Origin of the sequence: Pseudomonas sp. QLc11A, assembly GCF_052112305.1 — a bacterium.
Taxonomy (GTDB): domain Bacteria; phylum Pseudomonadota; class Gammaproteobacteria; order Pseudomonadales; family Pseudomonadaceae; genus Aquipseudomonas; species Aquipseudomonas laurylsulfatiphila.
Window position 1 is genome coordinate 26452 of record NZ_JAVAJJ010000027.1, and the last position, 22535, is coordinate 48986.

Below are 22535 nucleotides of genomic sequence, written 5' to 3' on the forward strand. Positions count from 1 at the left end.
CGACATATATAAAAACACCGCCCGAAGGCGGTGTGTGTCTGTGTATTGCTCGTCAGTTACGACGCAATCAGCTGCCGCAACACGTAATGCAGAATCCCTCCGGACTTGAAGTACTCCACCTCATTGAGCGTATCGATGCGGCACAGCACCTCGATTTTCTCGCGGCTGCCGTCTTCGCGGGTGATGACCAGTGTCAGGTTCATCCGCGGTGTCAGCTCGACACCCGTCAAGCCGAGGATGTCCAGGGTTTCACTGCCGTTGAGGTTCAGGCTCTTGCGGTTCTGATCCAGTTTGAACTGCAACGGCAGCACGCCCATGCCGACCAGGTTGGAGCGGTGGATGCGTTCGAAGCTTTCGGCGATGACCGCTTTGACCCCCAGCAGATTGGTGCCTTTGGCCGCCCAGTCGCGGCTCGATCCGGTGCCGTACTCCTGGCCGGCAATCACCACCAGCGGGGTGCCCGATGCCTGATAGCGCATGGCGGCGTCGTAGATCGGCATTTTTTCCCCGGTGGGAATGTAGCGGGTGTTGCCGCCTTCCTCGCCGCCGAGCATTTCGTTGCGTATGCGGATGTTGGCGAAGGTGCCGCGCATCATCACTTCATGGTTGCCACGCCGCGAACCGTAGGAGTTGAAGTCCCGCGGTTCCACGCCTTTGTCGCGCAGGTACTGCCCTGCCGGGCTTTCCGCCTTGATGTTGCCGGCGGGGGAGATGTGATCAGTGGTCACCGAGTCGCCGAGCAGGGCGAGAATGTTCGCTGCGCTGACATCCTTGACCACGGGCGGCGGGCCGCCGATGTCGTCGAAGAAGGGCGGGTGCTGGATGTAGGTCGAGTCGTCCTGCCAGACATAGGTCGCCGCTTGCGGCACCTCGATCGCCTGCCATTGTTCGTCTCCGGCAAACACTTCGGCGTATTCCTTGTGGAACATGGCGGTGTTGACCTGGCTCACCGCGTCGGCGATTTCTTTGCTGCTCGGCCAGATGTCCCGCAGGTATACCGGTTTACCGTCCTTGTCTTCGCCCAGCGGTTCGCGGCTGAGGTCGGTGCGTACCGTACCTGCCAACGCATAGGCGACCACCAGTGGCGGGGAGGCCAGCCAGTTGGTTTTCACCAGGGGATGCACCCGGCCTTCGAAGTTGCGATTGCCCGAGAGTACCGATGCCACGGTGAGGTCGGCTTGCTGGATGGCTTTCTCGATGGGTTCCGGCAGCGGCCCGGAGTTGCCGATGCAGGTGGTGCAGCCGTAGCCGACCAGGGCAAAGCCCAATTCATCGAGGTAGCGGGTCAGGCCGGCCGCCTTGTAGTAGTCGGTGACCACCTTCGAACCGGGGGCTAGCGAGCTCTTCACCCAGGGTTTGCGTTTCAGGCCTTTTTCCACGGCCTTCTTCGCCACCAGCCCGGCCGCCATCATCACGCTCGGGTTGGAGGTGTTGGTGCAGGAGGTGATGGCGGCGATGACCACGGCGCCGTTTTTCAGGCGATAGGTCTGGCCTTCGTAATCGTAATCCGCTTCACCGGCCATATCGGCATTTCCGACGGCGACGCCACCACCGCCTTCACTTTCGAGGCGACCCTCTTCCTTGCTGGTGGGTTTGAATTGCAGGTCGACGAAGTCGCTGAAGGCTTGCGCGACATTCGGCAGCGACACTCGGTCCTGCGGACGTTTTGGTCCCGCGAGGCTGGCTTCGACGCTGCCCATGTCCAGCGCCAGGGTGTCGGTGAACACCGGCTCCTGGCCGGGCAGGCGCCACAGGCCCTGGGCCTTGCTGTAGGCCTCGACCAATTGCACTGTTTCAAGGGGGCGGCCGGACAGGCGCAGGTACTCCAGCGTGACGTCGTCCACCGGGAAGAAACCGCAGGTGGCGCCGTATTCCGGCGCCATGTTGGCGATGGTCGCCCGGTCGGCCAGCGGCAGTTCGGCAAGGCCGTCGCCGTAGAATTCGACGAATTTGCCCACCACGCCTTTCTTGCGCAGCATCTGGGTGACGGTCAGCACCAGGTCGGTGGCGGTGATGCCTTCCCTGAGCTTGCCGGTGAGTTTGAAGCCGATGACTTCGGGAATCAGCATCGACACCGGTTGCCCGAGCATCGCCGCTTCTGCCTCGATACCGCCGACGCCCCAGCCGAGCACGCCGAGGCCGTTGATCATGGTGGTGTGGGAGTCGGTGCCGACCAGGGTGTCGGGGAAGGCGTAGGTGCGGCCGTCCTCGTCCTTGGTCCAGACCGTGCGACCGAGGTATTCAAGATTCACCTGGTGGCAGATCCCGGTGCCCGGCGGCACCACACTGAAGTTGTCGAAGGCGCTCTGGCCCCAGCGCAGGAACGCATAACGCTCGCCATTGCGCTGCATTTCAATGTCGACGTTCTGCTCGAAGGCGCTGCTGCTGGCGAACTTGTCGACCATCACCGAGTGGTCGATCACCAGGTCCACCGGCGACAGCGGGTTGATGCGCTGTGGATCGCCGCCGGCCCTGGCCATCGCCGCGCGCATGGCGGCCAGGTCGACCACGGCGGGAACGCCGGTGAAGTCCTGCATCAGCACCCGCGCCGGGCGGTACTGGATTTCCCGGTCGGAGCGGCGCTCCTTGAGCCACGCGGCCAGTGCCTTGAGGTCGGCGCCGGTGACGGTTTTCTCGTCCTCCCAGCGCAGCAGGTTTTCCAGCAGGACTTTCAACGACATCGGCAACTTGTCCAGCTCGCCCAGGCTCCTGGCGGCGTCGGGCAGGCTGAAGTAGTGGTAGGTCTTGTTGCCGACCTGCAGGGTTTTCAACGTATTCAGGCTATCGAGGGACGGCATTGCGATCACTCCTTGAAGTCCGCACGGCTACGGACTGAGGGGACGGACAGAGCCTTAAACCTAGCCCTGTTTTCGGTAGCTGGCTAATAACTGGACTCTATGGACAGACCCAGGTTCCGATCTCGGCTATCATGCGCCGGTTTTCGTGACAGGCTTTGCTTCAACGCAAGCGGTCTCTCTTTGTGGGAGCGAGCCTGCTCGCGATGGACGTTAACGATAACGCGTGTTTCCTGAATAAATGCGCCGTCCTTGAGTCCATCGCGAGCACGCTCGCTCCTACAGGGTCCAGGAGTAAGAATGAACACCCTATTCATGCATTGCCGGCCGGGCTTCGAAGGTGAAGTCTGTTCCGAGATTTCCGACCTCGCCGCGCGCTTGAACGTGGCCGGCTACGCCAAGGCCAAAGCCGCCACCGCTTGCGCCGAATTCGTCTGCACCGAAGAAGACGGCGCCGAGCGCCTGATGCGCGGGCAGCGTTTCGCCGAGCTGATCTTCCCGCGCCAGTGGGCCCGGGGGATTTTCATCGATCTGCCGGAAACCGACCGCATCAGCGTGATCCTCGCCCATATGGCGGACTTTCCGCTGTGCGGCAGCCTGTGGCTGGAAATGGTCGACACCAATGATGGCAAGGAACTGTCGAACTTCTGCAAAAAGTTCGAAGTGCACCTGCGCAAGGCGCTGATGGCCGCCGGCAAACTGGTGGAAGACGCTCACAAGCCGCGGCTGTTGCTGACCTTCAAAAGCGGCCGTGAGGTGTTCATGGGGCTGGCCGAGTCGAACAACTCGGCGATGTGGCCGATGGGCATTCCCCGCTTGAAGTTTCCTCGGGAGGCGCCGAGCCGCTCGACCCTGAAGCTGGAAGAGGCCTGGCACCACTTCATCCCGCGCGACCAGTGGGACGAGCGCCTGCACAGCGACATGACTGGCGTCGACCTCGGTGCCGCTCCGGGTGGCTGGACCTGGCAGTTGGTCAACCGCGGCATGCTGGTGACCGCCATCGACAACGGCCCGATGGCCGAAAGCCTGATGGACACGGGGCTGGTGCAACACCTGATGGCCGACGGTTTCACCTTCAAACCCAAGCAGCCGGTGGACTGGATGGTCTGCGACATCGTCGAGAAGCCGGCGCGCAATGCGGCGATGCTGGAAGAGTGGATCGGTGACGGCCATTGCCGCGAGGCAGTGGTCAACCTCAAGCTGCCGATGAAACAGCGCTATGCCGAGGTGAAGCGTCTGCTCGAGCGCATTGCCGATGGTTTCAAGGCGCGGGGCATCAAGGTCGAGATCGGCTGCAAGCAGCTGTACCACGACCGCGAGGAAGTGACTTGCCATTTGCGCCGGCTGGACGTGAAGAAACCCAAGTCCCGCTGAAGCACCGCAACCCCCCTGTAGGAGCGAGCCTGCTCGCGATGGACTTGAGAGCGCATTGGGGTGTCAGGCATCCAGCGTTATCGTTAACGATCATCGCGAGCAAGCTCGCTCCTACAAGGGTACGGCGTTATGCCACAGATGACGTTACACCCGGCAATGCGCGACAATGCCGGCCAGTTTCAGGAGTGAATCATGAGTGAAATGCTTGATACGCCGGTAGACGGCACCCTCGATGCCACTGGCCTCAACTGCCCCGAGCCGGTGATGATGCTGCACCAGCACATCCGTGACCTGGTGCCCGGCGGCCTGCTCAAGGTCATCGCCACCGACCCGTCGACCCGTCGTGACATTCCCAAGTTCTGTGTGTTTCTCGACCACGAACTGGTGGCGCAGCACGAGGAGGAGGGCACCTACCTCTACTGGATTCGCAAGAAGTCAGGCTGACGACACCTCCAAAAAAAGACCTGCAAACGCAGGTCTTTTTGTTTGTGCAATCAGCCGGCCGAGCGGCTGTTACGAATCCGTTTGCGCGCACTGAGCGTCAGGCGGATCGACAACATCAGCGCCGCACAACTCAAGCCGGCAATCAACCCTTCCCACAGCCCGCTCGGGCCGCTGGCCGGACCGAACCAGTCGGTCAGTCCCAACACGTAGCCGACCGGCAGACCGATGCCCCAATAGGCGAACAAGGTCAGGATCATGGTTGCCCGGGTGTCCTGGTAGCCACGCAACGCGCCCGCGCAAATCACCTGGATGGCATCGGAAAACTGGTACAGCGCAGCATAGACAATCAACATCGACGCAATCTGGATCACGGCCTTGTCAGGCGTGTAGATCGAGGCGATAGGTTCGCGCAGGAGCAGGATCAGGCTCGCCGAGAACGCCGCGAACACCAGTGCCGCGCCGAGCCCGACCTTCGCCGCGAAGCGCGCCTGCCAGGGATTGCCGGCCCCCAGAGCCTGACCGACGCGCACGGTCACCGCCATGCCCAGCGAATAAGGAATCATGAACAGCAACGAGCTGATATTGAGGGCGATCTGATGCCCGGCCACCACGGTCGAGCCGAGACTGCCGATCAACAGCGCGATAACTGCGAAGATGCTGGACTCGGCGAAGACGGCGATGCCAATCGGCAGGCCAATGCCGACCAGGCGCTTGATCACGGCCCATTGCGGGCGGTCGAAGCGCACCAGTACCCGGGTGCGGGCATAGAAGGGGGCCCAGAAGGTCCAGCCGGCCATGCTCAACGCCATGAACCACATCACGATGCCGCTGGCCCAGCCGCAACCGACGCCGCCCAGGGCCGGTGCGCCGAAATGGCCGTAGATCAACGCATAGTTCAGCGGGATGTTCAGCAGCAGGCCGCACAAGCCGATGACCATGCTCGGGCGGGTACGCCCCATGCCATCGCTGTAGCAGCGCAATACGTAATAGAACGCCATGCCGGGAAACCCGAAAGCGATCCCGTGCAGGTAACCCATGCTCGGCTCGATCAATTGCGGATCGACTTTCATCCAGTGCAGGATCGGCTCGGCGCAAAGCAGCAGGCCGCTGCCGATCAAGCCGACACACAATGCCAGCCACAGCGCCTGGCGTACCAGTGGGCCGATTTCGTCGAACTGCGCGGCGCCAAAGCGTTGCGCGACCTTGGGTGTGGTTGCCAGCAGAACGCCGGACATCAACAGGTAGACCGGAATCCAGATCGAGTTGCCCAGGGCCACCGAAGCCAGGTCTCGCGGGCTGACGCGACCGGCCATCACCGCATCGACGAAGCCCATGGCCGTGGTAGCCAGTTGCGCGATCATGATGGGCAGGGCCAGGCCGAGCAGGCCCTTGAGTTCCAGGCGAACGGGGGGCGTCCGCGAAGGCGCAGTGGCGACGGTACTTTCAATAACAGGATTCAATAGCGAAACGTCCAAGAGGTTTTGATGCACAGCCGCGCATTCTACGCGTTGACGCGGCAGTCAGGAAAAGGCCCGTGTTATGGATTTGTAATCAAAACAGGAACCCGATCTCTGTGGCGAGGGGGCTTGCCCCCGTTGGGCTGCGAAGCGGCCCCAAATCATCTTCAATATTCTTTCAGGTACACCATGCAGACTGAATTCGCGACTGCTTCGCAGCCGAACGGGGGCAAGCCCCCTCGCCACAAGGGCGCGCAATGCTTACTGGCTCACAATGGTCATCTACGCCTACACTGCCGATCCGCCAAAAGGAGCCTGCCATGCTGATTGTTGCCGACGAAAATATCCCCCTGCTCGATGCCTTCTTTGAAGGCTTCGGTGAAATCCGCCGGGTGCCGGGTCGCGCCATCGACCGTGCCACGGTCGAGCAGGCCGATGTGCTGTTGGTGCGTTCGGTGACCAACGTCAACCGCGCGCTGCTCGAAGGCAGCAAGGTGCGCTTTGTCGGTACGTGCACCATCGGCACCGATCATCTGGACCTGGATTACTTTCAGCAGGCCGGCATCACCTGGTCCAGCGCACCGGGCTGCAATGCCCGCGGCGTGGTCGACTATGTGCTCGGCAGCTTGCTGACCCTGGCCGAAATCGAAGGGGCCGACCTGACCCGGCGTACCTACGGCGTGGTCGGCGCCGGAGAGGTGGGCGGCCGACTGGTCAAGGTCCTGCAGGGCCTGGGCTGGAAGGTGCTGGTGTGCGATCCACCACGGCAGGCGAACGAAGGCGGTGACTACGTCAGCCTCGAGCAGATCATCGAAGAGTGCGACGTCATCAGCCTGCACACGCCGCTGACCAAGCAGGGGCCTCAATCGACCTGGCATCTGTTCGATGAAAAACGCCTCAACCAGCTCAGACCCGGTACCTGGCTGATCAATGCCAGCCGCGGACCGGTGGTCAACAACGCGGCACTGCGCGATGTGCTGTTGGAGCGTGAAGACCTGCAAGCAGTGCTCGATGTCTGGGAAGGCGAGCCTGAAGTCGACGTGGCGCTGGCCGAGCTGTGCGTGCTGGCAACGCCGCACATTGCCGGTTACAGCCTCGACGGCAAGCAGCGGGGGACCGCGCAGATCTATCAGGCCTATTGCGATTTCCTCGGGCAACCGGCCCGCGTCAGCCTGAGGGATTTGCTGCCGGCACCCTGGTTGTCGCACGTCACCCTGAATGCGCAAAGCGACCCGGCCTGGGCCTTGGCGATGCTGTGCCGTGGCGTGTATGACCCGCGTCGTGACGATGCGGATTTCCGTCGCAGCCTGGTCGGCAGTGTCAGCGAGCAGCGCGCGGCATTCGATATGCTGCGCAAGAATTATCCTTCGCGCCGTGAGATCGACGGCTTGCAGGTGCGGATCGAGGGGGATGCGCCTGAGTTGCGGCGGATTGTGGCGGCGTTGGGGGCGGCGGCAATCTGATAGACCGTGGCGGCCCCTTCGCGAGCAAGCCCGCTCCCACAGGGGATTTGTGGTGCATGAAGATCCAGTGTGGGAGCGGGCTTGCTCGCGAAGGGCGCCCCACAATATCCGGACAGGCACCCATAAAAAACCCGGCCAACTATGGGCCGGGTCAAGAAGACGGTGGCTATATCACTCTTGTTCGGCAGGTTTGACCAATCGCTTTTCCAGTTCGCTGCAAGCTTTCTGGATCATTTTTTCAGTGATCGGTACTTCGCGGCCTTGCTCGTCGATAATCGAGCAGCCCAGAGACTGGTCTGGTTGCGTGCGGATCACTTGAATCTTGTCATCGCTGCTGTGTTGCAAGGACATGGCCTGTCTCCTCTTCAGGTTGTGCGCTTACTGTAGAACCACCAGGTGACCGGGCTATGACAACTCCCTGCGATCTTTCCGGGGGAACAGAACCAGTGCAGCAGAAATGCCTTCGCGTGGCTAGCCGAACTTTAGACCAATAGCGTCTAGCCTCTAGTGTTGGTGGACATAATTAACCTGACTCATTGTGATTTGCAGCGAGCCACCCCATTGAGCGGTGTAGGCTGACCCTAATGATTGTCTTGTCCCGGATGTTTGCGATGCTCTCTGCCCGTCACCGCCGTGCTGTTCGCCTGGCCAGTCGTTTTATTGCGCCGTATCGCTGGCAGGCCTTCGGCGCCTTGCTGGCGCTGATCGTCACTGCCGGCATCACCTTGTCCATGGGGCAGGGCATCCGCCTGCTGGTGGACAAGGGGTTCATGACCCAGTCGCCACATCTGCTCAATCAGTCCATTGGCCTGTTCATGTTGCTGGTCGTGGGGCTGGCGATCGGCACCTTTGTACGGTTTTACCTGGTGTCGTGGATCGGCGAGCGCTGCGTCGCCGATATCCGGCGTGACGTGTTCAATCACCTGATTTACCTGCACCCGGGTTTTTACGAAGACAATCGCAGCTCCGAAATCCAGTCTCGCCTGACCGCCGACACCACGCTGCTGCAATCGGTCATCGGGTCTTCGCTATCGTTGTTCCTGCGCAATCTGTTGATGGTGATCGGCGGGATCGTCCTGTTGTTCATCACCAACCCCAAGCTCACCAGTATCGTAGTGGTGGCCTTGCCCCTGGTGATCGCGCCGATCCTGATTTTCGGTCGCCGGGTGCGTAACCTCTCGCGCCTGAGCCAGGACCGGATTGCCGATATCGGCAGTTATGTTTCCGAAACCCTGGGGCAGATCAAGACCGTGCAGGCCTACAACCATCAGGTCCAGGACGAGCAACGGTTTGCCGTGACCGTGGAGGAGGCGTTCAACACCGCACGCAAGCGCATCTTCCAGCGGGCGTGGTTGATTACCCTGGTGATCGTGCTGGTCCTGGGCGCGGTCGGGGTGATGCTGTGGGTCGGCGGGATGGACGTCATCGCCGGGCGAATTTCCGCCGGCGAGCTGGCGGCGTTCGTGTTCTACAGCCTGATCGTCGGCAGTGCGTTCGGCACCTTGAGCGAGGTGATCGGGGAATTGCAGCGGGCGGCCGGCGCAGCCGAACGGATTGCCGAGTTGCTGCGTTCGGAAAACATCATCCTGCCACCGGTCGCAGGCGCGGTGACGCTGCCGGAACGGGTCGACGGCCACCTGCAGCTGCAAAATGTGCGTTTTTCCTACCCGTCGCGGCCGGAAAGTTACGCTGTCGACGGCTTGAGCCTGACAGTCAATGCCGGTGAGACGCTGGCGCTGGTGGGGCCCTCCGGGGCCGGCAAGTCGACGGTGTATGACTTGCTGCTGCGTTTCTACGACCCGGCCGAGGGGCGCATCCTGCTCGATGGCGTGCCGTTGACTCAGCTCGATCCGCTGGATTTGCGCCGCTGCTTCGCCCTGGTGTCACAGACCCCGGCGCTGTTTTTCGGCAGCATTGAAGACAATATTCGCTACGGCAATCCGCAGGCGACGCTGGCCGAGGTACAGGAAGCGGCAAAGATCGCTTACGCCCATGACTTTATCGAAGCCATGCCCAGCGGTTACCAGACTCATCTGGGGGATGGCGGTCTCGGCCTGTCCGGCGGCCAGCGCCAACGCCTGGCCATCGCCCGCGCGTTGCTGGTGGACGCCCCGATCCTGCTCCTCGACGAAGCCACCAGCGCCCTCGATGCCCAGAGTGAGCACCTGATCCAGCAGGCGCTGCCGAGCCTGATGAAGAACCGAACCACTCTGGTGATCGCCCATCGCCTGGCCACGGTTAAAAACGCCGACCGGATCGCGGTGATGGATCAGGGGAAGCTGGTGGCGGTAGGGACGCACCAGGAACTGATTGCCAGCAATGCCTTGTATGCACGGCTGGCGGCGTTGCAGTTCAGTGACGGCAAGATTGCCGCCGAACTGTAGGAGCTGCCGCAGGTTGCGATCTTTTGATCTTAAAGACCCCTGACAAAAAAATGCCCGCATCGTTTGATGCGGGCATTTTTTAGAGCAGGATCAAAAGATCGCAGCCTGCGGCAGCTCCTACATAACCGGCATTACCGGTCATTGATCGTCGAAAAACCGCTCATGCCAATCCACGATCGGCTGTGGCGAGTTGAGCTTCTGGCCGTAGATCACCGAGTACGACAACACGTTTTGCACGTACTGGCGGGTTTCGTCGAACGGGATGCTTTCTACCCACACATCGAAACTCAGGTGGTCGGCACCGCGCAGCCATTGGCGCACGCGACCCGGGCCGGCGTTGTAGGCGGCGGAGGCAAGGACGCGGTTGCCGTTGAACTGGCTGTGCACCTGGCTCAGGTAAGCGGCGCCGAGCTGGATGTTCTTGTCCGGGTTGAACAGTTGCTGTGGCGAGCTATAGGGAATGCTGAACTTGCGTGCGGTTTCCTTGGCGGTGGCGGGCATCAGTTGCATCAGGCCCGAGGCGCCGACCCCGGAGCGGGCATCTTCCATGAAGGCGCTTTCCTGGCGAGTGATGGCGAACGCCCAGCTCGGATGCAGGCCACGATTCTTCGCTTCACGCACCAGCGTGTTGCGGTGGGCCATCGGGAAGCGGATATCCAGATCGTCCCAATACTGCGCCTGGCTGATGGTGCGAATGGCCGGGAAGTACCATTTCAGGTCGTAGGCCAGTTTGGCCTGGGCAACCATCTCGTCACGGCTGAAGTGGCGGCTGACGTGGTACCACTCGCGGCGACCGTCGACGATTTGCCCGCGAGCGTGGAACTCCAGGGCGCGACGTATGCCGGGGGTGTTGCGCACTTTGTTGATCAGCGCCTGGCTCATCACCAGCGGCTTGTTGTTCAGCGAATAGGGTGACTGCGAGCGATCGGCGGCGAGGAAACCATAGAAGTCGCGTTCGCGGGCCAGGTTTTTATAGAGCGTCTGCACTTCCGGATTCTGCGGTTGCGCCAGTTCCAGGCTGCGGGCCTGCCAGTAGCGCCAGCGGTTGGTGGTGGCCAGGTCCTGGGGCAGGCGGCGGGTCAACTGGTAGGCATCGTCCCAGCGCGCCAGACGCAGGAGCAGGCGCAGGCGCCATTCGGAAACCGTGTTGTCGCGCAGTTCCGGATCGTATTTGGTCATGACGTCCAGGGCTCGGCCGTCGAAACGTTTGGCGAGGGTCAAGCCGATTTCCCGGGCGATTGCGACTTTTTCATCCCGGGAGAAGTGCATGCTGCTGGCGTAGCCGTCGAGCAGGTTCATGGCCCTGTCCGGGTCCTGGCGAGCCAGGCGGCGCAGGCCGAGGCTGACCACGTCGGACATGGCTTCATCGGCCGGGGTGAAGCGTGAGGGCTGATTGAGCAGTTCCGGTTTCTGCGCGACGTCCACCAGCAAGCGACCGCGCGGGGCGAGGGTGGTCATGCCGTTGACCAGGCTGTTGGCCAGCGGGTAGTTGCGCGCCTGGGCGGCGAGTTTGGCGCGTTCCCAGCGTTTTTGCTCGGTCAGCTGGCCTTCGGCCGCCCACATGCCGAACAGGGCATCGCAGGCTTCGGGCTGGGATTTGCCAGTCAGCCAGAGCTTTTCGGTGTTGGCGTAACCTTCGGCCTTGAGGTTGTGGCTGATCTGGTACTGCGCATTCAGGCAGTCCAGTTCGGTGAAGTTCATTTTCGGGTCGTAATACTTGACGAAAGTCGCCCAGTCGCCCCGCTCCGCCAGCCAGCGCAACCAGCGCAGTTTCATCCAGTTGGCCTGGGGCAGGTCGCCGTGTTCGGCGAGGAATTTCTCGATTTCGGCGTTGCTCGCGGTTTTCAGGCGCGCGGTCAGTTCGTCATAGGCCAGATACGGTTCCAGCGGATAATCGGCGAGGGCCTGGCTGTAACGGAAATACGGGCCGGTATCACCCTTGGCCAGGGCGCGCTTGGCTTCATCGTAATATTGGCGTTGGGTGGACAGGTCCACCGCCTGGGCGGATTGAAGCGCTGCGGCTGAAAGTAAAAAACACGACAAAAGATTGAAAAGGCGACTGCGCATGAGACGTCCAGGCAGAGAAAACATGACAAGTGCGGGTCAGGCCCGCACTGAATTGTCTGTAGCTTAGCCTTTTGCCAGCAGCCGGCGAAAGCTTTGCGGGTCTTCCCGCATCAGTTCGCAACATTTGTCGTTCAGAGTGCTACGAGAGTGAAATTGCCGGCCTTCTGAAGCCTCAAGTCAGGTAGAATGCGCGCCCGGTTTTTGGAGAAGCTCATGACCCTGCTCAAATTCAGCGATGTGTCCCTTGCTTTCGGCGCTATGCCGTTGTTGGACAAGGTGTCCTGGCAGATCGCCCGTGGTGAGCGGGTGTGCATCATCGGCCGCAACGGCACTGGCAAGTCCAGCATGATGAAGCTCGTCAAGGGCGACCAGAAGCCCGATGACGGCTCCGTTTGGCGCGCACCCGGTCTCAAGATCGGCGAATTGCCGCAAGAATTGCCGGTGGCCGACGAGCGGACAGTGTTCGACGTGGTGGCCGAAGGCCTGGACGGTGTCGGTGCGTTGCTCGCCGAGTATCACCACCTGAGCCAGAACATCGTCACCGATGCCGATCTGGACAAGCTGATGCACGTCCAGCACGACCTCGAAGCCCGCGATGGCTGGCGCTTGCAGACGCTGGTCGACAGCACCCTGAGTCGCCTGCAACTGCCGGCCGACAAGACCCTCGCCGAGTTGTCCGGCGGCTGGCGTCGTCGCGTCCTGCTGGCCCAGGCCCTGGTGTCCGAGCCGGACCTGCTGCTGCTCGACGAGCCGACCAACCACCTGGACATCGGTGCCATCGCCTGGCTTGAAGAGGCGCTGAAGGATTTCCAGGGCGCCGTGCTGTTCATCACGCACGACCGTTCTTTCCTGCAGAACCTGGCAACCCGCATCCTCGAACTGGATCGTGGTGGCCTGATCGACTGGAACGGCGACTACGCCAGTTTCCTCGTGCACAAGGAAGCCGCACTGGCGGCCGAAGAAACCGCCAACGCGCTGTTCGACAAGCGCCTGGCCCAGGAAGAAGTGTGGATTCGCCAGGGCATCAAGGCCCGCCGCACCCGTAACGAAGGCCGCGTACGCGCGCTCAAAGCCTTGCGCGTCGAGCGCAGCGAGCGTCGCGAGCGGACCGGCAAGGCCAACATCCAGCTGGAAACCGCCGACAAGTCCGGCAAGCAGGTCATGGTCCTCGATAACGTGAGCTTTGCTCACCCGGGCGGTCCGTTCCTGATCAAGGACTTCTCCATGGTGCTGCAGCGCGGCGACCGTATCGGTCTGCTCGGCGCCAACGGTACCGGCAAGACCACGCTGCTAAAGCTGATGCTCAGCGGCTTGCAGCCAACCAGCGGCAAGGTGGAGGAGGGCACCAGGATCGATGTTGCCTACTTCGACCAGTTGCGCCATCAGCTGGATCTGGAAAAGACCGTGATCGACAACGTCGCCGAAGGTCGCGACTTCATCGATATCGACGGCCAGAGCCGCCACGTGCTGAGCTACCTCGGCGACTTCCTGTTCAGCCCGCAGCGTGCCCGCACGCCGGTCAAGGCGCTGTCCGGCGGTGAACGTGCCCGTCTGTTGCTGGCCAAGCTGTTCAGCAAGCCGGCCAACCTGCTGGTACTCGACGAACCGACCAACGACCTCGACGTCGAAACCCTCGAATTGCTCGAAGAGGTCCTGCTGACCTTCAACGGCACCGTATTGATGGTCAGTCACGACCGGGCATTCCTCGACAACGTGGTGACCAGCACCCTGGTCTTCGAAGGTGAAGGCAAGGTGCGCGAATACGTTGGCGGTTATCAGGACTGGCTGCGTCAGGGCGGCTCGCCGCGCCTGCTCGGCGTAACCGAAAGCAAGTCCGGCAAGGCTGACCTGAACTCTGCAGTGGTGAAGGCCGAGCCGGCACCGGTTGCGGCGGCAGTCGAAGCGCCAGTGGCGAAGAAGAAGCTCAGCTACAAATTGCAGCGTGAGCTGGAAGCGTTGCCCGGCGAGATCGAAGCCATGGAGCAGCAGATCGCTGCCGTTGAAGCGCAAATGGCCGACGCGAGTTTCTACCTGCGCCCGGCTGCCGAGACGGCTGCAGTGATCGCTCAGCTGGCGCAGTTGCAGGCTGAACTCGACGTGATGGTCGAGCGCTGGGCCGAACTGGATGCCTGATTGATCCTGCAATAAAAAGCCCGGCGCTCAGAGATGAACGCCGGGCTTTTCATATGCAACGCAGTTCCCTGTAGGAGCGAGCTCGCTCGCGATGAACCTGAGAGCGCCGCGGGGCATCAGGCTTCCAGCGTCATCGTTGACGACCATCGCGAGCAGGCTCGCTCCTACAGGGGCAGGTGTTGTCAGCTTTTGGTTTGCAGGCGTACCGCAAGCACATCGCAAGGCGCGCCATGCAACACGTCATTGGCGGTGGAACCGAGCAGCAGTGCCAGGCCGTGCCGGCCATGGCTGCCCACCACGATCAGGTCGCAGGTTTGCTCCTTGGCCAGGTGGTGGATTTCCTGGCGTGGCTGGCCATAGGTCAGGTGGCTGTATTCCTTGGAGAGCTCCGGATATTTGAGGATCAAGCGGTCAAGGCGTTCCTTGGCCTGATCGAACTGCTGCTGTTGCAGTTGTGACAGGTCCATCGGCACGTCGCCGCCGAAGGCCATCGCCATCGGCTCGACAATGTGCACCAGTGACAATTTCGCGCCGTTGCTCACCGACAGCTCGCGAGCGCGGTGGATCACAGGGTCGCACTCTTCGGTCAGATCTACAGCGACCAGAATATGGTTGTAGGGCATGAGGTGCTCCTCCTGAGGATTGCAATATTGGTAAGTATGGCTGGTTTCAAGCGCATTGGTTCCAAAGTGACACAATGGGCTCATCAAGAATCGGGAGTACAGATATGACGGTGTGGATAGTGGTGTCAATCCTGTTGGTGGTACTCAGCCCACTGGCATGGTTGCGCCCGTCGCGTGCCCAGAGTGGGCGCATCGCCCTGCGCATGGAGGCCCGGCGCATTGGGCTGGCCATGCAGCTGGCGCCCCAGGAGTGGCCACACTGGCTGAGCCAGGAGCCGCCGAGCCCGTGCGCCCAGTACCATCGTCCGCGACGTGGCAGTCAGGCGGCGTGCTGGAGTTACTGGCAAAAATCACCGGGTGTCTGGGTCAATCAATGGCAGGAAATCTGTGAAGACCAGGCGCTGCTCAATCATTTCGAAAAATTGCCGGGTAATGTCTACAAGGTCGAGGCCGACAAGCAAATGATTGCCTTGTATTGGGGCGAGAAGGGCGAGGCCGAGGTGTTGCAGCACATCGATGCCACCCTCAAGGCGCTCGCCTGAAGCTCCGATCCCCTGTAGGAGCGAGCCTGCTCGCGATGGACGTGAACGATGATGCTTGAAACCTGACACCCCGTGGCGCTCTCAGGTTCATCGCGAGCAGGCTCGCTCCTACAGAGTGCAGAGGAGCGCAATTGCCGCTTTTTTGTACGCAATAAAAAGCCCGACATTCATCATCGGGCTGGAGTTGGCCAGGCAGGCCGGTAAATCGGTGTTGGCTGATCTTACGCTGGGCATTCGCCAAAAGCGTTCACAATTTCCCCTTGGTTCCGCCAGCGTAGCTTGTTAAACACGGGCTGCAGCGAATTAGGGCGCATTTTCTAACAATTGATTCTATGAATGCCCCTGCATGCTTCGGCGTGTTTAAGGTCTTCGCAGTACGGATGTGACCGGAAAGTCGCGTTTCAACCCGTGTTTCGGGCGATTGACAATTGCCGGAAATTCCGTGAAGGTGACGTACCCAAATCAAACGGGCGTATGAATTGAGCGTTTGTATTTCAGACCGCTCCTACAGAATCCCGACTATCGCGTTGGCGGGTGTGCCGGGGGAATGGGCGTAGCATTGACGATCAACGTCCCTGCCAAGCCATTCGCCTGCGTCCGACGTGTACTGTTCAGCTTCCATATCGTGGAGATCAGTTGATGATTTACGAAGGTAAAGCCATCACGGTTAAGGCTCTTGAAAGTGGCATCGTCGAACTGAAGTTCGACCTCAAGGGTGAGTCCGTCAACAAGTTCAACCGTCTAACCCTGAACGAACTGCGTCAGGCCGTAGACACCATCAAGGCAGATGCTTCGATCAAGGGCGTGATCGTCAGCAGTGGCAAGGACGTGTTCATCGTCGGCGCCGACATCACCGAATTTGTCGACAACTTCAAGCTGCCGGATGCAGAGCTTGTTGCTGGCAACCTCGAAGCCAACAAGATTTTCAGCGATTTCGAAGACCTCAACGTTCCGACCGTTGTCGCGATCAATGGCATCGCGCTGGGTGGTGGTCTGGAAATGTGCCTGGCGGCGGACTACCGCGTCATGTCCACCAAGGCCAAGATCGGCCTGCCGGAAGTCAAGCTGGGCATCTACCCGGGCTTCGGCGGTACCGTTCGTCTGCCGCGTCTGATCGGTGCCGACAACGCCATCGAGTGGATTGCCGCCGGCAAGGAAAACCGTCCTGAAGACGCGCTCAAAGTTGGCGCTGTCGACGCAGTGGTTGCTCCAGAGAAGCTGCAAGAGGCCGCGCTGGAACTGATCAAGCGCGCCATATCCGGCGAGTTCGACTACAAGGCCAAGCGCCAGCCGAAGCTGGAAAAGCTGAAGCTGAACGCTATCGAGCAAATGATGGCTTTCGAAACCGCCAAGGGTTTCGTGGCAGGTCAAGCTGGCCCGAACTACCCGGCGCCGGTTGAGGCGATCAAGACCATCCAGAAAGCCGCGAACTTCGGTCGCGACAAGGCCCTGGAAATTGAAGCCGCAGGTTTCGTCAAGCTGGCCAAGACCTCTGCCGCGCAGAGCCTGATCGGTCTGTTCCTGAATGACCAGGAGCTGAAGAAAAAGGCCAAGGCCTACGACGAAATCGCCAAGGACGTGAAGCAGGCTGCCGTACTGGGCGCCGGCATCATGGGTGGCGGTATCGCCTATCAGTCGGCTTCCAAAGGCACGCCGATCCTGATGAAGGACATCAACGAGCACGGCATCGAGCAGGGTCTGGCCGAAGCCGCCAAACTGCTGGTTGGCCGCGTTGATAAAGGCCGCATGACCGCCGCGAAAATGGCTGAAGTGCTCAACGGCATTCGTCCGACCTTGTCCTACGGTGATTTCGGTCACGTGGACCTGGTGGTGGAAGCAGTCGTCGAGAACCCGAAGGTCAAGCAGGCCGTACTGGCTGAAGTTGAAGACCAGGTCAAAGAGGACACCATCCTCGCGTCCAACACCTCGACCATTTCCATCACCTTGCTGGCCAAGGCCCTCAAGCGTCCGGAAAACTTCGTCGGCATGCACTTCTTCAACCCGGTGCACATGATGCCGCTGGTGGAAGTGATCCGTGGCGAGAAGTCCAGCGAGCTGGCCGTTGCCACCACCGTTGCCTACGCCAAGAAAATGGGCAAGAACCCGATCGTCGTCAACGACTGCCCGGGCTTCCTGGTCAACCGCGTACTGTTCCCGTACTTCGGCGGTTTCGCCAAGCTGGTCAGCGCCGGTGTGGACTTCGTCCGTATCGACAAGATCATGGAAAAGTTCGGCTGGCCTATGGGCCCGGCCTACCTGATGGACGTGGTCGGCATCGACACCGGCCACCACGGCCGTGACGTGATGGCTGAAGGCTTCCCGGACCGCATGAAGGACGACCGTCGCTCGGCCGTCGACGTGCTCTACGAAGCCAAGCGCCTGGGCCAGAAGAACGGCAAGGGCTTCTACGCCTACGAGACCGACAAGAAGGGCAAGCAGAAGAAAGTCGCCGATCCTTCGGTGCTGGAAGTGCTCAAGCCAATCGTCTTTGAACAGCGCGAAGTCACTGACGAAGACATCATCAACTGGATGATGATCCCGCTGTGCCTGGAAACCGTGCGTTGCCTGGAAGACGGCATCGTCGAAACCGCTGCCGAAGCCGACATGGGTCTGGTCTACGGCATTGGTTTCCCTCCATTCCGTGGCGGTGCGCTGCGTTACATCGATTCGATCGGTGTGGCAGAGTTCGTTGCCCTGGCTGACCAGTACGCTGATTTGGGCGCGCTGTACCACCCGACCGCGAAGCTGCGCGAAATGGCCAAGAACGGCCAGAGCTTCTTCGGTTAAGCGCCCCCAACTAGAGTGAGAGTGAACTTATGAGCTTGAATCCTAGAGACGTCGTGATTGTCGACTTCGGTCGTACTCCGATGGGCCGCTCCAAGGGCGGCATGCACCGCAACACCCGCGCCGAAGACATGTCGGCGCACCTGATCAGCAAATTGCTGGAACGCAACGTCAAGGTCGACCCGAACGAAGTCGAAGACGTGATCTGGGGCTGTGTGAACCAGACCCTGGAGCAGGGCTGGAACATCGCGCGCATGGCGTCGCTGATGACCCAGATCCCGCACACCTCGGCCGGCCAGACCGTCAGCCGTCTGTGTGGCTCGTCCATGAGCGCCTTGCACACTGCTGCGCAAGCGATCATGACTGGCAATGGTGACGTGTTCGTCGTTGGTGGCGTCGAGCATATGGGTCACGTGAGCATGATGCACGGTGTCGATCCGAACCCGCACATGTCGCTGTACGCGGCGAAAGCCTCGGGCATGATGGGCCTGACCGCGGAAATGCTGGGCAAAATGCACGGCATTACCCGCGAGCAACAAGATGCTTTCGGCATGCGCTCCCACCAACTCGCCCACAAGGCGACCGTGGAAGGCAAGTTCAAAGACGAAATCATCCCGATGCAGGGCTACGACGAGAACGGTTTCCTGAAAACCTTCGACTACGACGAAACCATTCGTCCGGAAACCACCCTGGAAAGCCTGGCGGCTCTCAAGCCAGCGTTCAATCCGAAGGGCGGCACCGTGACAGCAGGTACTTCGTCGCAGATCACCGATGGTGCTTCGTGCATGATCGTGATGTCGGCGCAGCGCGCACAGGACCTGGGCATTCAGCCTATGGCGGTGATTCGCTCGATGGCGGTAGCAGGTGTGGATCCGGCAATCATGGGCTATGGTCCAGTACCGGCCACACAAAAAGCACTGAAGCGTGCGGGTCTTGGCATCTCCGACATCGACTTCTTCGAGCTCAACGAAGCTTTCGCCGCACAGGCCCTGCCAGTGCTGAAAGATCTGAAAGTGCTCGACAAGATGAACGAGAAGGTTAACCTGCACGGCGGCGCGATCGCCCTGGGCCACCCGTTCGGTTGCTCCGGTGCGCGTATCTCCGGCACTTTGCTCAATGTGATGAAGCAGAATGGCGGTACCTTCGGGGTAGCCACCATGTGCATTGGTCTCGGCCAAGGCATCTCCACCGTCTTCGAACGCGTTTAAGCGTTTCGTTGATGGAAGCCGGGGCCAAGTGCCCCGGTTTTTGTTTTTCCGGATTTATTTTGTTTTTATTTTGAAAAAATTTGAGTGAGGGCCAAAGCATGCCGATACAACCTGGGCTCTACCAACATTACAAAGGTCCGCAGTACCGCGTATTCAGTGTTGCGCGGCATTCGGAAACCGAAGAAGAAGTGGTCTTCTATCAAGCCCTGTATGGCGATTACGGCTTTTGGGTGCGTCCCTTGAGCATGTTCCTGGAGTCGGTCGAAGTTGACGGCGAACAGGTGCCACGCTTTGCTTTGGTGCAGGCCGAGGAAAGCCTTTTTACCAAGCCATAAGCTGAGTGCGCGCAATACCCTGCGCTTGACCTCACCTTGTAGCCACTATATATAGCGGTGCCGCGTCAGGCGCCAACCGCCTTTCACTTCTCGAATTCAGGAATTTTCTGATCCATGGGCAAATCGCTGGTCATTGTGGAATCCCCGGCTAAGGCCAAGACCATCAACAAGTATTTGGGCAACGAATACGTGGTGAAGTCGAGTATCGGCCATATCCGAGACCTGCCCACCAGCGGTTCGGCTAGCGCCAGCAAAGAGCCGGCCGCCAAGCGCGGCAAGGCTGTTGCGGGTGAAGCGCCGGCACTGTCGCCTAAAGAAAAAGCGCGCAAGCAGCTGGTCGCGCGCATGGGGGTCGATCCGGACCATGGCTGGAAAGCCAAGTACGAGATCCTCCCGGGCAAGGAAAAAGTCATCGAAGAGCTGCGCCGGCTCGCCAAGGATGCTGACACCATCTATCTCGCAACCGACTTGGACCGCGAGGGGGAAGCCATTGCCTGGCACCTGCGCGAAGCCATCGGTGGTGACGACAGCCGCTACAAGCGCGTGGTGTTCAACGAAATCACCAAGAAGGCGATCCAGGAAGCCTTCTCCCGGCCGGGCGAGCTGGATATCGACCGCGTCAACGCCCAACAGGCCCGTCGTTTCCTCGACCGCGTCGTGGGCTACATGGTTTCGCCGCTGCTGTGGGCCAAGATCGCTCGTGGTCTTTCCGCCGGTCGCGTGCAATCGGTTGCCGTGAAGCTGGTGGTTGAGCGCGAACGTGAAATCCGTGCGTTCATCCCGGAAGAGTACTGGGAAGTGCACGCCGACCTTGGCACCGCAAAAGGCGCGACCGTGCGTTTCGACGTGGCCCGCGAGAAAGGCGAAGCCTTCAAGCCGCTCAACGAAGCCCAGGCCATGGCCGCGCTGGAAAAGCTCAAGGCTTCCAGCTACAGCATCGTCAAGCGCGAAGACAAACCGACCAGCAGCAAGCCGTCGGCGCCGTTCATCACCTCCACCCTGCAGCAGGCCGCGAGCAACCGCCTGGGCTTCGGGGTGAAGAAAACCATGATGATGGCCCAGCGTCTGTACGAAGCCGGCTACATCACTTACATGCGTACCGACTCGACCAACCTCTCGGTTGATGCCGTGGCGATGGCGCGTACTTATATTGAAGGCGAGTTCGGCAAGAAGTACCTGCCGGAAACCCCGAACGTCTACAGCAGCAAGGAAGGCGCACAAGAGGCTCACGAAGCGATTCGTCCCTCCGACGCCAACACCGAGCCAAGCAAGCTGTCGGGCATGGAGCGTGACGCTGAGCGCCTCTACGAGCTGATCTGGCGCCAGTTCCTGGCTTGCCAGATGCTGCCGGCGCAATACCTGTCGACGACCGTCACTGTGGGCGCCGGCGACTTCGAGCTGCGTGCCAAGGGCCGCATCCTGAAGTTCGACGGTTACACCCGTGTCATGCCGCAAATCGCCAAGCCAGGCGACGACGATGTACTGCCGGACATGGCCCAGGGCGACGCGATGAAGCTGATCAAGCTTGATCCGACCCAGCATTTCACCAAGCCGCCGGCGCGTTACTCGGAAGCCAGCCTGGTCAAGGAAATGGAAAAACGCGGCATCGGTCGTCCTTCGACCTACGCAGCGATCATTTCGACCATTCAGGACCGTGGTTATGTGGCGTTGCACAACCGTCGCTTCTACTCGGAAAAGATGGGCGACATCGTCACCGAACGCCTGGCCGAGAGCTTCTCGAACCTGATGGACTACGGTTTCACCGCCGGCATGGAAGAGCATCTCGATGACGTGGCCCAGGGCGAACGCGACTGGAAAAACGTACTCGACGAGTTCTACGGCGACTTCAAGAAAAAGCTCGAAGTAGCCGAAAGCCCGGAAAACGGCATGCGTGCCAACCAGCCGGTGATGACAGACATTCCGTGCACCACCTGCGGTCGTCCGATGCAGATCCGTACCGCGTCGACCGGTGTGTTCCTCGGTTGCTCGGGCTACAGCCTGCCGCCGAAAGAGCGCTGCAAGGCCACCGTCAACCTGGTGCCGGGCGACGAAATCGCCGCGGACGACGAAGGTGAGTCGGAGTCGCTGGTATTGCGTGGCAAGCACCGCTGCCCGATCTGCAGCACGGCGATGGATGCCTACCTGCTGGACGAGAAGCGCAAGCTACACATCTGCGGTAACAACCCGGATTGTGACGGCTACGAAATCGAAGAGGGCACCTATCGCATCAAGGGCTATGAAGGTCCGAGCCTGGAATGCGACAAGTGCGGCAGCGAGATGCAGCTCAAGACCGGCCGTTTCGGCAAGTTCTTCGGCTGCACCAACGCGACCTGCAAGAACACCCGCAAACTGCTGAAAAGCGGTGATGCGGCGCCGCCGAAGATGGACCCGGTGAAGATGCCTGAGCTGAAATGCGAAAAGGTCAACGACACCTATATCCTGCGCGACGGTGCATCCGGCCTGTTCCTGGCGGCCAGCCAGTTCCCGAAAAACCGTGAGACGCGTGCTCCGCTGGTTATCGAGATCGTGCCGCACAAGGATGAGATTGATCCGAAGTATCACTTCCTCTGCGAAGCGCCGAAGAAAGATCCCGATGGCCTCCCGGCTGTGATTCGTTACAGCCGCAAGACCAAGGAACAGTACGTGCAGACCGAAGTTGACGGTAAGCCGACTGGCTGGAAAGCGTTCTACGACGGCGGCAAGTGGACGGTTGAAGACAAGCGCCCGGCTGCGAAGGCGTAGAATCGCAAGACCCCTGTGGGAGCGAGCTTGCTCGCGATGGTCGTCAACGATGACGCGGGCCTTCAGGATGCCCGCGTTGCTCTCAAGTCCATCGCGAGCAGGCTCGCTCCTACAAAAGGCGCATGGGAACTGCGAAGGCGTAGAATCGCAAGACCCCTGTAGGAGCGAGCCTGCTCGCGATGGT

The 22535-nt window shown here is 60.7% G+C and carries 15 protein-coding genes; 10 read left to right on the plus strand and 5 right to left on the minus strand.

Annotated elements, in window-relative coordinates:
* Positions 1-56: 56 nt before the first annotated feature.
* Positions 57-2798: an aconitate hydratase AcnA gene (acnA, locus tag Q8X48_RS28260; RefSeq protein WP_407802277.1), complete on the minus strand. Its 2742-nt coding sequence runs from the start codon at positions 2796-2798 to the stop codon at positions 57-59.
* Positions 2799-3095: 297 nt separating this feature from the next.
* Here acnA and rlmM point away from each other — a divergent pair, with 297 nt between their 5' ends.
* Both rlmM and tusA read left to right on the plus strand, forming a co-directional pair.
* A complete protein-coding gene (rlmM, locus tag Q8X48_RS28265) occupies positions 3096-4169 on the plus strand; it encodes a 23S rRNA (cytidine(2498)-2'-O)-methyltransferase RlmM (RefSeq protein WP_104449731.1) in 1074 nt (357 codons plus the stop codon).
* A 192-nt stretch (positions 4170-4361) separates the two neighbouring features.
* Positions 4362-4613, plus strand: coding sequence for a sulfurtransferase TusA (gene tusA / locus Q8X48_RS28270; RefSeq protein WP_007974070.1), 252 nt, complete (start codon positions 4362-4364; stop codon positions 4611-4613).
* 50 nt (positions 4614-4663) lie between these two features.
* Here the strand turns inward: tusA and Q8X48_RS28275 are convergent, their stop codons facing one another.
* Positions 4664-6073 carry an MATE family efflux transporter gene (locus Q8X48_RS28275; protein ID WP_407802278.1) on the minus strand — a complete coding sequence of 470 codons (1410 nt, stop codon included), beginning with the start codon at positions 6071-6073 and terminating at the stop codon, positions 4664-4666.
* A gap of 317 nt (positions 6074-6390) precedes the next feature.
* Between Q8X48_RS28275 and pdxB the strand changes: the two genes are divergently transcribed.
* Entirely contained in the window at positions 6391-7533 is a 1143-nt protein-coding gene (pdxB, locus tag Q8X48_RS28280; protein ID WP_407802279.1) for a 4-phosphoerythronate dehydrogenase PdxB, read from the plus strand.
* A gap of 171 nt (positions 7534-7704) precedes the next feature.
* Here pdxB and Q8X48_RS28285 read toward each other — a convergent pair whose 3' ends face one another.
* A complete protein-coding gene (locus tag Q8X48_RS28285; RefSeq protein ID WP_126046427.1) occupies positions 7705-7884 on the minus strand; it encodes a PA1571 family protein in 180 nt (59 codons plus the stop codon).
* A 251-nt stretch (positions 7885-8135) separates the two neighbouring features.
* Here Q8X48_RS28285 and Q8X48_RS28290 point away from each other — a divergent pair, with 251 nt between their 5' ends.
* A complete protein-coding gene (locus tag Q8X48_RS28290) occupies positions 8136-9917 on the plus strand; it encodes an ABC transporter transmembrane domain-containing protein (RefSeq protein ID WP_407802299.1) in 1782 nt (593 codons plus the stop codon).
* Between the two features lie 138 nt (positions 9918-10055).
* Here the strand turns inward: Q8X48_RS28290 and Q8X48_RS28295 are convergent, their stop codons facing one another.
* Complete coding sequence (locus Q8X48_RS28295) at positions 10056-11984, minus strand: transglycosylase SLT domain-containing protein (protein WP_407802280.1); 1929 nt, start codon at positions 11982-11984, stop codon at positions 10056-10058.
* A 213-nt stretch (positions 11985-12197) separates the two neighbouring features.
* Here Q8X48_RS28295 and Q8X48_RS28300 point away from each other — a divergent pair, with 213 nt between their 5' ends.
* A complete protein-coding gene (locus tag Q8X48_RS28300) occupies positions 12198-14117 on the plus strand; it encodes an ATP-binding cassette domain-containing protein (protein WP_407802281.1) in 1920 nt (639 codons plus the stop codon).
* A gap of 182 nt (positions 14118-14299) precedes the next feature.
* On the opposite strand, the gene Q8X48_RS28305 is transcribed toward Q8X48_RS28300, so the two are convergent.
* Complete coding sequence (locus Q8X48_RS28305) at positions 14300-14740, minus strand: universal stress protein (protein WP_015095958.1); 441 nt, start codon at positions 14738-14740, stop codon at positions 14300-14302.
* 104 nt (positions 14741-14844) lie between these two features.
* Between Q8X48_RS28305 and Q8X48_RS28310 the strand changes: the two genes are divergently transcribed.
* The 5 genes from Q8X48_RS28310 to topA all read left to right on the plus strand — a co-directional run bounded on the left by Q8X48_RS28310 (position 14845) and on the right by topA (position 22351).
* Complete coding sequence (locus Q8X48_RS28310; protein ID WP_407802282.1) at positions 14845-15282, plus strand: hypothetical protein; 438 nt, start codon at positions 14845-14847, stop codon at positions 15280-15282.
* 639 nt (positions 15283-15921) lie between these two features.
* Complete coding sequence (gene fadB, locus Q8X48_RS28315; protein ID WP_407802283.1) at positions 15922-18069, plus strand: fatty acid oxidation complex subunit alpha FadB; 2148 nt, start codon at positions 15922-15924, stop codon at positions 18067-18069.
* Positions 18070-18098: 29 nt separating this feature from the next.
* Positions 18099-19274 (plus strand): acetyl-CoA C-acyltransferase FadA, encoded by a 1176-nt coding sequence (gene fadA / locus Q8X48_RS28320; protein ID WP_095965237.1) that lies wholly within the window; start codon positions 18099-18101, stop codon positions 19272-19274.
* Positions 19275-19372: 98 nt separating this feature from the next.
* On the plus strand, positions 19373-19609 hold the full coding sequence (locus Q8X48_RS28325) for a DUF1653 domain-containing protein (RefSeq protein WP_007986363.1): 237 nt from the start codon (positions 19373-19375) through the stop codon (positions 19607-19609).
* Between the two features lie 114 nt (positions 19610-19723).
* Positions 19724-22351 (plus strand): type I DNA topoisomerase, encoded by a 2628-nt coding sequence (gene topA, locus Q8X48_RS28330; RefSeq protein WP_407802284.1) that lies wholly within the window; start codon positions 19724-19726, stop codon positions 22349-22351.
* Positions 22352-22535: the final 184 nt, after the last annotated feature.

What these genes read in the sequence shown, in the direction of transcription:
- tusA (WP_007974070.1), top strand. Translation starts at nt 4,362, where the DNA reads ATGAGTGAAATGCTTGATACGCCGGTAGACGGCACCCTCGATGCCACT.
- fadA (WP_095965237.1), top strand. Translation starts at nt 18,099, where the DNA reads ATGAGCTTGAATCCTAGAGACGTCGTGATTGTCGACTTCGGTCGTACT.
- Q8X48_RS28285 (WP_126046427.1), bottom strand. Translation starts at nt 7,884, where the DNA reads ATGTCCTTGCAACACAGCAGCGATGACAAGATTCAAGTGATCCGCACG.
- pdxB (WP_407802279.1), top strand. Translation starts at nt 6,391, where the DNA reads ATGCTGATTGTTGCCGACGAAAATATCCCCCTGCTCGATGCCTTCTTT.
- rlmM (WP_104449731.1), top strand. Translation starts at nt 3,096, where the DNA reads ATGAACACCCTATTCATGCATTGCCGGCCGGGCTTCGAAGGTGAAGTC.
- Q8X48_RS28310 (WP_407802282.1), top strand. Translation starts at nt 14,845, where the DNA reads ATGACGGTGTGGATAGTGGTGTCAATCCTGTTGGTGGTACTCAGCCCA.
- Q8X48_RS28295 (WP_407802280.1), bottom strand. Translation starts at nt 11,984, where the DNA reads ATGCGCAGTCGCCTTTTCAATCTTTTGTCGTGTTTTTTACTTTCAGCC.
- acnA (WP_407802277.1), bottom strand. Translation starts at nt 2,798, where the DNA reads ATGCCGTCCCTCGATAGCCTGAATACGTTGAAAACCCTGCAGGTCGGC.
- Q8X48_RS28290 (WP_407802299.1), top strand. Translation starts at nt 8,136, where the DNA reads ATGTTTGCGATGCTCTCTGCCCGTCACCGCCGTGCTGTTCGCCTGGCC.
- Q8X48_RS28325 (WP_007986363.1), top strand. Translation starts at nt 19,373, where the DNA reads ATGCCGATACAACCTGGGCTCTACCAACATTACAAAGGTCCGCAGTAC.
- topA (WP_407802284.1), top strand. Translation starts at nt 19,724, where the DNA reads ATGGGCAAATCGCTGGTCATTGTGGAATCCCCGGCTAAGGCCAAGACC.
- fadB (WP_407802283.1), top strand. Translation starts at nt 15,922, where the DNA reads ATGATTTACGAAGGTAAAGCCATCACGGTTAAGGCTCTTGAAAGTGGC.
- Q8X48_RS28300 (WP_407802281.1), top strand. Translation starts at nt 12,198, where the DNA reads ATGACCCTGCTCAAATTCAGCGATGTGTCCCTTGCTTTCGGCGCTATG.
- Q8X48_RS28305 (WP_015095958.1), bottom strand. Translation starts at nt 14,740, where the DNA reads ATGCCCTACAACCATATTCTGGTCGCTGTAGATCTGACCGAAGAGTGC.